Annotated in this window: 7 protein-coding genes; 3 read left to right on the top strand and 4 right to left on the bottom strand. The window is 70.4% G+C overall.

The window, feature by feature from the left end; all coding sequences use genetic code 11:
• Positions 1–6: 6 nt before the first annotated feature.
• On the bottom strand, positions 7–1,095 hold the full coding sequence (locus VI238_RS10060) for an AraC family transcriptional regulator (protein ID WP_331650935.1): 1,089 nt from the start codon (positions 1,093–1,095) through the stop codon (positions 7–9).
• A gap of 260 nt (positions 1,096–1,355) precedes the next feature.
• Here VI238_RS10060 and VI238_RS10055 point away from each other — a divergent pair, with 260 nt between their 5' ends.
• The 3 genes from VI238_RS10055 to VI238_RS10045 all read left to right on the top strand — a co-directional run bounded on the left by VI238_RS10055 (position 1,356) and on the right by VI238_RS10045 (position 4,271).
• Positions 1,356–2,687, top strand: a complete 1,332-nt coding sequence (locus VI238_RS10055; protein ID WP_331650933.1) for a hypothetical protein — start codon at positions 1,356–1,358, stop codon at positions 2,685–2,687.
• 101 nt (positions 2,688–2,788) lie between these two features.
• Complete coding sequence (locus VI238_RS10050; RefSeq protein WP_331650931.1) at positions 2,789–3,262, top strand: hypothetical protein; 474 nt, start codon at positions 2,789–2,791, stop codon at positions 3,260–3,262.
• A 25-nt stretch (positions 3,263–3,287) separates the two neighbouring features.
• Positions 3,288–4,271 carry a catalase family peroxidase gene (locus tag VI238_RS10045; RefSeq protein ID WP_331650930.1) on the top strand — a complete coding sequence of 328 codons (984 nt, stop codon included), beginning with the start codon at positions 3,288–3,290 and terminating at the stop codon, positions 4,269–4,271.
• Positions 4,272–4,387: 116 nt separating this feature from the next.
• Here the strand turns inward: VI238_RS10045 and VI238_RS10040 are convergent, their stop codons facing one another.
• The 3 genes from VI238_RS10040 to VI238_RS10030 form a co-directional block, all read right to left on the bottom strand.
• A complete protein-coding gene (locus VI238_RS10040) occupies positions 4,388–4,510 on the bottom strand; it encodes a hypothetical protein (RefSeq protein ID WP_331650928.1) in 123 nt (40 codons plus the stop codon).
• Between the two features lie 129 nt (positions 4,511–4,639).
• Positions 4,640–6,808, bottom strand: a complete 2,169-nt coding sequence (locus tag VI238_RS10035; protein WP_331650926.1) for a PAS domain S-box protein — start codon at positions 6,806–6,808, stop codon at positions 4,640–4,642.
• 101 nt (positions 6,809–6,909) lie between these two features.
• Positions 6,910–9,006 (bottom strand): ABC transporter permease (locus tag VI238_RS10030; RefSeq protein WP_331650924.1); only part of this gene is annotated, 2,097 nt, incomplete at its 5' end.

The following is a 9,006-nucleotide window of genomic DNA, read 5'->3' as shown; positions in this document are numbered from 1 at the left end:
GATGCGCTACGGGCGGTACTCCGTCGGCGACTTGCCCGACCAGCGCCGGAACGCCTGCCGGAAGCTGTTCGCGTCGCTGAAGCCGAGTGCTTCGGCGATGTCGTCCATCGAAAGACGCGTCGTGCGCAGATAGTCGAGCGCGAGCGCGTGACGCAGGCGCGCGAGCAGGTCGCTGTACGTCGTGCCCTCGGCCGCGAGCTTGCGGCTGAGCGTGCGTGACGTCATGCACAGCGACGAAGCCACCTGCTCGATGCCGGGGAACCGGCCGGGAACCTGCGTGATCGCTTCGTAGACGCGGCGCGTGAGGCCGGATTGCCACGCGCTCTCCTGCAGCAGCCGCTCGCAGCTCTGCGACATCTGCGCCGCGGTGATCGGATTGGCCATGTGCGGCGCACGATCGAGCCACTCGCGCGGGTAGCGGAGCTCGTTGCACGCATGGCCGAACACCACCGCACACTCGAGCGCGCGCTCGATCTGCTCGGCGTGCGCGGGCCTCGGCAGCGCGTAGTACGCCTTCGCAGGAACGCACCACGCGCCCATCACATCCTTGCCGAGCGTCGCGTGCAGGGCGAACTGCATGTCGAGGAAGAAGCCGTACTCCGGCGGGCTGAGGCCGAGATGCCCGACGTCGCCATGGGTCGGCAGGTGCAGGATGCCTTCCGCGTCGCTTTCCGAGAACGCGACCGGCATCACCGGCGTCGCCAGCCCGTGGTACCGCATCGAGAGGTCGAAACCCTGGCGCATCGTCTCGGCGCACAGCAACGCATAGCCATACAACCCGTAGCTCGTGACGTGCAGTCGCCGGCCCACATTCAAGCCGAGCTCGGGCAGCGGGCACAGGCGCACGGCGTTGCGTCCGACCGCGAGCAGTTGCTGCACCGACGTCCGCACGCCCGGGTCGCGCACCTCGTCGATGCGCAGGCCCGTACCGGCCAGCGCGGCCTCGGGCGAGATACCGCACTCGGAGAGGACCTGCACGACGGTCAGGATCTTCAGGGGTGCGTAGACCTTCTCCCTCGACTTCGCCGCCGCGAGGGAGATCGCATGGCTGTCCGGGCTCAGGCGCGTTGCGACCGCGGGGGCTTCGACGGGCATGGATCGATCGGCTCGTGGCGTGACGGGCTCGCAAGCGGCGACGGTCGCCGTGCGGACGAAGTTGTCCGAAACGATGTTCAACCTGTCCGGCGCGAACGTGGCTCGCTCCGAGGACCGCCGCGAAGATAGCGCCAAGCCGATGGACCCGCCACAACCGGTTCCGGATCGGCCGCGCACACGCGCCGCCGGCACGATGCCCGTCATCACGCCGTCACGAAGGCTTACCGCCGAACGCTGCCACGTACCGAGGTTTGAAGACCATGACACTCGAGCTCCAGGACATCCAGGGCACCGTCTTGAACAACCGGCCGATGCCGTACTTCGGTTCGTACGTGGCGTTCCGCATCAACGATGCCGGGTCGGCGCGAACGATGCTGGAGCGACTCATTCCGCATATCACGAGCGCGGCCGACTGGGCACGGCCGCGGGAGAACGCGTGGATCAACATCGCGTTCACGTGGGAAGGCCTGCGCCGGCTCGGCGTGCGCGAGGAGATCCTCGATGGCTTTCCGATCGAATTCCGCCAGGGCATGGCCGCGCGCAGCGCGTTCCTCGGCGACGTCGGCAGGAGCGCTCCGGAGGCTTGGGATTTCCCCCACGGCAACAACGGATTCCATGTCGGCCTCATGGTGATGGCGAGCACGCACGAGGGCAGGGACGAGAAGCTCGCGATGGGTCGCCGCGCACTCGAGGGACTCGCCGGCGTCGAGCTCGCGGCACGCCTCGACGTCGGGGTGCCGCCCACGCTGCGCGAGCACTTCGGCTTCGCCGACGGCATCAGCCGTCCGTTCATCGAGGGCCAGGGCGGCGAGCCGCTGCCGGGCCAGGCGCTGACGAAAGCCGGCGAGTTCCTGCTCGGCTACGAGAACGAACTGGGCCAGCTCGCGACCGGCCCCGGCCCCGAAGCGTTCTGGCGCAACGGCACCTACATCGCGATCCGCAAGATCCACCAGGACGTCGCCGCGTTCCGGAATTTCCTGCGCATGAGTGCAGCGGACAGTGCAGGCCAGGAGAAGGTCGCGGCGAAGATGATGGGGCGCTGGCGCAGCGGATGTCCGCTCGCGCTGTCGCCCGATGCCGACAACCCCGCGCTCGTCGCCGATGCGCAGCGAAACAACGATTTCGCCTATTTCGAGGACGACAGGATCGGTCGCAAGACGCCGGTCGGCTGTCACATCCGGCGCGTGAATCCGCGCGACGGACTCCAGGACACGATGGCGGAAGCGCGCCTGCACCGGCTGCTCAGACGCGGCGCGGCGTACGGACCGATGCTCCCCGAGGATGCGGTCGAGGATGACGGACACGATCGCGGCATCGTCCTCGCGCTCATCAACGCCAACCCGGGACGGCAGTTCGAGTTCGTGCAGTCGCAGTGGGTGAACGACGGCGACTTCGTGTCGGAAGGACGGCGCACGGACCCGATCCTCGGCCGGCGCGACCGCGCCGACGACTTCGCCTATCCCGACAAGCCGATTCGCCGTCGCCTTGCAGGCTTGCCCGATTTCACCGCGACGCGAGGCGGCGAACACGTATTCCTGCCCGGCATCGGCGGCTTGCGGTGGCTGGCCGGGATGCAGGCAGGTGATCCCTGACGGCGCGCCGCAGGGACGACGGCCAGGCAGCACGCGAGAACAACCCAACGCAACCATCCATCGGGCCGATCCCGTCGGCCCATCCATCGAGGAGTACGCAAATGACCACGCAGCACGAAACGATCGCACGGCCCGGTACGCGCAAGGGCGTATGGAACGAGTTCACCGTGATCATGCCGCTCAAGCCGGGCGGTGCCGATCGGATGCGCGCGCGCTTCGGCGGTTTCACCGACGAGCGTGCGAAGAACACCGACCGCATCGGCACCGTGCACGACCTGCGCTTTGTGATCTTCGACAACGACACCCGCTGCATCTTCGCCTCGACGTTCGACGGCGACTGGGAGACCTACATCGACGACTTCGCCACGATCATCCCGGATGAGATCGACCTGTTGTTCGGAGAGGTCGCCGACTACCCCGGCGTGCGCAGCCCCGGCATCAAGGACTTCATCGCCAGGCACCAGGTGTCGGCGATGGCCTTCTACGGCGCCTACACCGATGCGTCCGTGCGCGACGTGTGGAAGGCACTGAAGATCAAGAAGGCGCTCGACGGCTTGCTGGACGCGGCGAGCTGATCCCATCCACTACCGGACGATCGACATGAACAGTCATCAGTATCGCCTCGCGACGCAGCTCGTGGACCTCATCCACCAGAACTTCCAGGGGTTTCATCCCGGCTATCGCGGCGTCCATGCGCAAGGCCGGTATTACGCGGGGACCTTCACGGCGACGCCGGAGGCCCGGCAGATCAGCCGCGCGGCGCATTTCCAGGGACACGCGGTACCGGTGACGGTGCGCCATTCCAACAGTCCGTCGGGGAACCCGTTCGGGCCGGCCGACTCGGTCTCGATGGCCACGCGGTTCTACCTGCCCGACGGTACGGTCACGGACCTCATCGCGCTGCCGATCCCGCTGTTCTTCACCCGCACGCCGGAGGAAACGCTCGCCTTCCTGCAGGCCGCGCTGCCGGATCCTGCGACCGGCCAGCCGGACATGGCGAAGCTGGGGCAGTTCGTGTCCTCGCGTCCGTGGGTCGCGCGCGCGGTCGCGCAGAGGGAACAGCTTCCGGCCGCGGTGAGCTTCGCGCGCACCGCGTTCCATGCCTTGCACGCGTTCCGCTTCGTGAATGCCGCCGGGGACGTGGTGTACGCACGCTATCACTGGGAACCCGAAGCAGGCGTCGCGAGCCAATCCATCGAAGCGCTGCGCGCGCAGTCGCCGTCGTACCTGTTCGAGGAACTCGAGGAGCGCCTGCGCAAGGGGCCCGTCGCGTTCAACCTGGTGCTGCAGCTGGCGGCGGAAGGCGATCCGACGGACGACCCGAATGCCCCGTGGCCCGACGATCGTCCGCGCGTGACCATCGGGCGGCTCGCGATCACGCGCCCGACGACGACCGAGGAGATCGGCGACCCGGTCATGATGCACGACCCGACGCGCGTGACGGACGGCATCGAGCTCTCGGACGACCCCATCCTCGCAGCGCGTCGCGGCATCTACGAGGTCTCGGTTGCGCATCGCACGGGTGGCTGGAAAGGACGCCAGGCCGCGCTCGAGCGAGGTGGATGTCCTTTCGGCGGCGGCTGACCGCATCCGCACGGGCTGCGCAGCGGGCGTCATGGTCGTGGTCGCGGCGTCACGTCCGCCCGGAGCACGCTCCGCCCGGCGCACGGATTCCCTGCGCACCACGTCGCTGCGCGAGCTCACGCCGCGTCGCTCGCAGCGTCGATGCGCTGGCGCCGGTCCGATGCGCCGATCGACGTCGTCAGCGTGACGGCGCCGGCGGAGAGCGAACACGACGCGGCACGCGCGCGCAGCCGCTTCATCGGCGCCTCCGGTGGCGGCGCGCCGATACGTGCGAGCGACGAACGGGGGCAGAGTAACGTGTTCGCGGGAGCCGCAAGAGCATCGCGGCTTCCGCCGCTCCCACACAAGGCAGCAACGACGCAGCGGCCTCAGCGCGCGACCGCAGGCCGTTTCGCGCGGATCGCGTAGAGCTCGCGGTCGGCGCGTGCGAGCGCTTCGTCGAGCGTCGCATCGTCGCGGCGCACCGCCTGGCCGAGCGTGAAGCCGATCGGCGCCTGCGCGCGATCGGCCTCGATGCGCTTGACGATCTCCTGTGTCTGCGCCTCGTCGGCGCGCGGCAGCAGCAACAGGAACTCGTCGCCGCCCGCGCGCACGACGATGTCCTGCTTGCGCACGTGGCGCTTGAGGAACGCGGCCATCGCGACGAGCACTTCGTCGCCGCGCTGGTGGCCGTAGGTGTCGTTGACCTGCTTGAAGCGATCGAGGTCGATCGCGACGCAGCCCCACGGTTCGTCGCGCGCGATGGTGTCGGCGACCTCGGCGAGATAACGCCGGTTGAAGCAGCCGGTCAGCGCGTCGCGGATGCTCCAGTCGCGCAGCTGGCGCTCGTGGCGCTCGCGTTCGGTGATGTCGAGCGCGTGCCCGAGCACCTGCGGTTCGTCGCCTTCCTCGTCGAGCGTGTTGTGATACTGCCAGGTGCGATGCGTGCCGTCCTTCGCGACGAGGCGGAGCAGGCCGGTCGCGCTGCCGTTGCGCGCGACCTCGGCAAGGTAGGCGTCGAAGAACGGTTGCATCTCGGCCGGCATGAATTCGGACAGGCGCCGCCCGAGCAGTTCGGCGATCGGGTAGCCGAGCGCGTCGGCGGCGGCAGGGTTGACCGCGAGCAGCACGCCGTGGAGGTCGTGCGTGCAGATGAGACCGAGGCTTTCCTCGAACAGGCGACGGAAACGCCGCTCGCTGACCTGCAGCGCCTGCACCGCGCGATTGCGCACGGTCACGTCCTGCAGCGCGCCGATGAGGCGCACCGGCTCGCCGTCCTCGAACTCGACCGTGCCGACCATGCGCACCTGGATGCGGCGCTTCCGTGCCGTCGTCATCGGCAGTTCGAGGTCCCAGCCCTTGCCGTCGGCGGCGGCGCGGCGCACGGAGTCCTCGATCTCCGCACGGCGGTCCGCATCGAAGAACGCGAGCGCTTCGTCGAGGGTCGGTACGTAGCCGACGGGCAGGTCGTGGATGATGCAGGTCTGGTCCGACCAGACGAGTTCGTTGTTGCGCAGGTCGAGTTGCCATCCGCCGACACCGGCGATGCGTCCGGCGCGGTCGAGGAAGGCCTCGCTCTCGTGCAGCTTCTGTTCGACGGCCTTGCGCCCGGAAATGTCGAGCAGCGTGCCGTACATGAGCAGCGGCTCGCCGTCGGCGGTCCAGTGCGTGATCCGGCCGCTCGTGTGCACCCACACCCAGTGGCCGTCCTTGTGCTGCATGCGCGCGTCGCAGTCGAACGCGTCGCGCTCGTGGCGCAGGTACTGGCGCAGGTTCCGCACCACGCCGGGCCAGTCGTCCTCGTGCATGAGTTCGGGCCGCACGCAGCGGCCGTCCGGGCCGAGGTCGCGCAAGGTGAGCGAGCGCGACGCTGCCAGCTCTTCGAGGGTACGGCCGAGGATCTCCGCGTACTGCGCGTTGAAGTGCACGTCGCCGGTCTGCAGGTTCCACTCCCACGCGCCTGCGCGCGTCGCCTCGAGCACGCTGGCGAGGCGCAGGCGCTCCTCGTCGCGGCGGCGCTCGGCGAGGGCCTCGCGTTGGATCGCATCATTGAGCTCGAGTTCGGCGGCGCGCTGTTCCAGCGCTTCGGATACCGCGCGCGCGAGCTGCTGCAGGATCGCCGCCTGATTCGCGTCGAGCTCGCGCGGCGTGCGGTCCATCACGCACAGCGCACCCATGCGCAGGCCGTCGCTCATGCGGATCGGTGCGCCGGCGTAAAAACGGATATTGGGATCGGCGGTAACCAGCGGGTTGTCGGCGAAGCGCGGATCGGCGTGCGCGTCCGGCACGACGAACAGCTCGTCGCCGAGGATCGCGTGCGCGCAGAAGGCGACGTCGCGCGGCGTCTCGCCCGTGCCTTCGAGGCCGACGTTGGCCTTGAACCACTGGCGCCGTTCGTCGACGAGCGAAACGAGCGCGATCGGCGCGCCGACGACGAGCGCGGCCGCCTGTGCGAGCGCGTCGAAGAGCGGCTCGGCCTCGGTGTCGAGCGCATCGAGCGCGCGCAACCGCGCGAGGCGTCGCACTTCATCGGGCGGCAAGGGCGCGGGTCGCGTCATGGCGTTTCCGCCCGCTCGGGGCTCCGGCGGGGCTTGCGCAAAAAGCTACTACGTCCACGCGCTCGGTGCCACTCGGCCCCGTGCGGCGCGTCGCCTGCCATTCAGGCGCGACGCAGCACGCCCATCGGCGATGCGCGCGCAATGCGGCGCGTGCCCGCCCAGCCGGCGACTGCGACGAGCGCGGCGGCGCCCGCGACGAGCACCGCGAGCGGCAGCAACGGCGGCGCATAGCTGTCGAGCTTGAACACGCCGCCCGCGAGCGCGCTGCCGAGCGCGGCCGCGGCGACCACCGCGACGCTGCCCGCGAGCACGCCGAGCGCGCCGAACTCGGCCAGCACCGCGGTCGCGAGCTGGCGCCCGTTCGCGCCGAGCGTGCGCAGCAGCGCGGCCTCGAAGCGGCGTTCGTCGGCGGTCGCAGCGAGCGCGGCGAGCAGCACGAGCACGCCCGCGAGCAGGCTGAAGCCGAGCACCCAGCTCGCCGCGCCGGTGACGCGGCCGATGATGTCGCGGATGCGATCGAGCACCGCATTGAGGTCGACCAGCGACAGGTTCGGGAACTCGCGCGAGAGCGCCGCGAGCGGGGCCGCGCCGTCGCCGCCGAGATGGAAGCTCGCGACCATGCTGTGCGGCAGCTGCGCGCCGCTCGCGGGATCGAGCATGAGGAAGAAGTTCGCGCGGAACGAATCCCACTCGACCTTCCTGAGGCTCGTCACCGTGGCGACGAGTTCGCGGTCGCCGAAGCGCAAGGTCAGCGCGTCGCCGAGCCGGATGCCGAACAGGTCGACCCAGACCTGCTCGACCGAGATCGACGGGCGCGGCGTCGCGGCATCGAACCAGCGCCCCTGCACGAGCGTGTTCGCTTCCGGCAGCCGCTCGCTCCAGCTCGCGCGCACCTCGCCTTCGATGAAATCGGCGGCGCGCCGGTCGCCCTTCTCGGCCGGCTGCGGCGGCCGGCCGTTGATCGCGACGAGCTTGCCCGCCGCGAGCGGCAGCAGGTTCACGTTCGTCGCGCCGAGCGCATCGAGGCGCTGGCGCAGCGCGTCCTGCTGGTCCGGTTGCAGGTTGATCGCGAACCAGTTCGGCGTATCGGCGGGCAGGTCGGCGCGCCAACGCTCGAGCAGGGAGGGGCCGATCACGCCGAGCACCGCGAGCGCGGTGAGGCTCAGCGCGAGCGCGCCGGTCTGCAGCAGGGTCAGCGCGCGCCGGCGTGCGAGATTGGCGAGGCCGAAGCGCAGCGCGCCGCGCAGGCGTGCCGAGACGCGCCGCACGAACCAGAGCAGGGCGAGCCCGAGCACGAACGTCGCGAGCGCGACCGCGGCGAAGCCGATCGCGAGCGTGGTCGCGAGGCGCACGTTGCCGGCGCCGTACAGCACGAGCAGCGCGCCGACCGCGACGGGCAACAGGTAGAGCGCATCGAAGCGGCGCACGCGGACCGCGAGGTCGTGGCGGAACACGCGCAGCGGCTCGACGTCGCGCAGGCGCAGCAGCGGCGGCAGCGCGAAGCCGAACAGCACGGCCGCGCCGACGATGAGCGCCGCGAACGGCGGGCCCCACGGCAGTTTCGGCGGCGCGCCGGGCAGGAGGTTGCCGGCGAGCCCGAGCACGAGTTGCTGCAGGCCGAGGCCGAGCGCGAGCCCGACGAGGCAGGCGGGCAGTGCGAGCAGCGCGAGTTCGAGCAGCAGCGCGGCGAGAATCTCGCCGCGGCGCGCGCCGAGGCAGCGCAGCAGCGCGACTTCCTCGGTCTTGCGGCGCGCGAAGCGCTGCGCGCCGAGCGCGATCGCGACGCCGGACAGCAGCGCGGCGAGCAGCGCGGCGAGGCGCAGGAAACTCTCGCCGCGTTCGAACGCGTTGCGCAGGTTCTGCTGCGCGTCCTCCACGGTCGTGATGCGCGCGCCCGCGGGCAGCATCGGCTTCGCCCACGCCGCGAACGCGGTGACCGCATCGGCATCGCCGGCGACGAGCAGGCGGTGTCCGGCGCGGCTGCCCGCGCCGAGCAGGCCGCCCGCCTCGGCGTCGCCGAGGTTCATGATCACGCGCGGCGCGATGCGGAACAGGTTTCCGCTGTCGGGTGCCTTGGCGATCTCGCCGGCGACGACGAGGTCGCGGCCGCCGAGTTGCACGCTCGCGCCGACCGCGACACCGAGCGCGACGAGTGCCGCATGGTCGGCGTAGATCGAACCCGAGGGCGGCGCGTGCGC

Origin of the sequence: Dokdonella sp. (assembly GCF_036518555.1) — a bacterium.
In the GTDB taxonomy this organism is placed as follows: Bacteria; Pseudomonadota; Gammaproteobacteria; order Xanthomonadales; family Rhodanobacteraceae; genus Dokdonella_A.
This window is presented reverse-complemented; position numbering and strand designations above follow the sequence as displayed.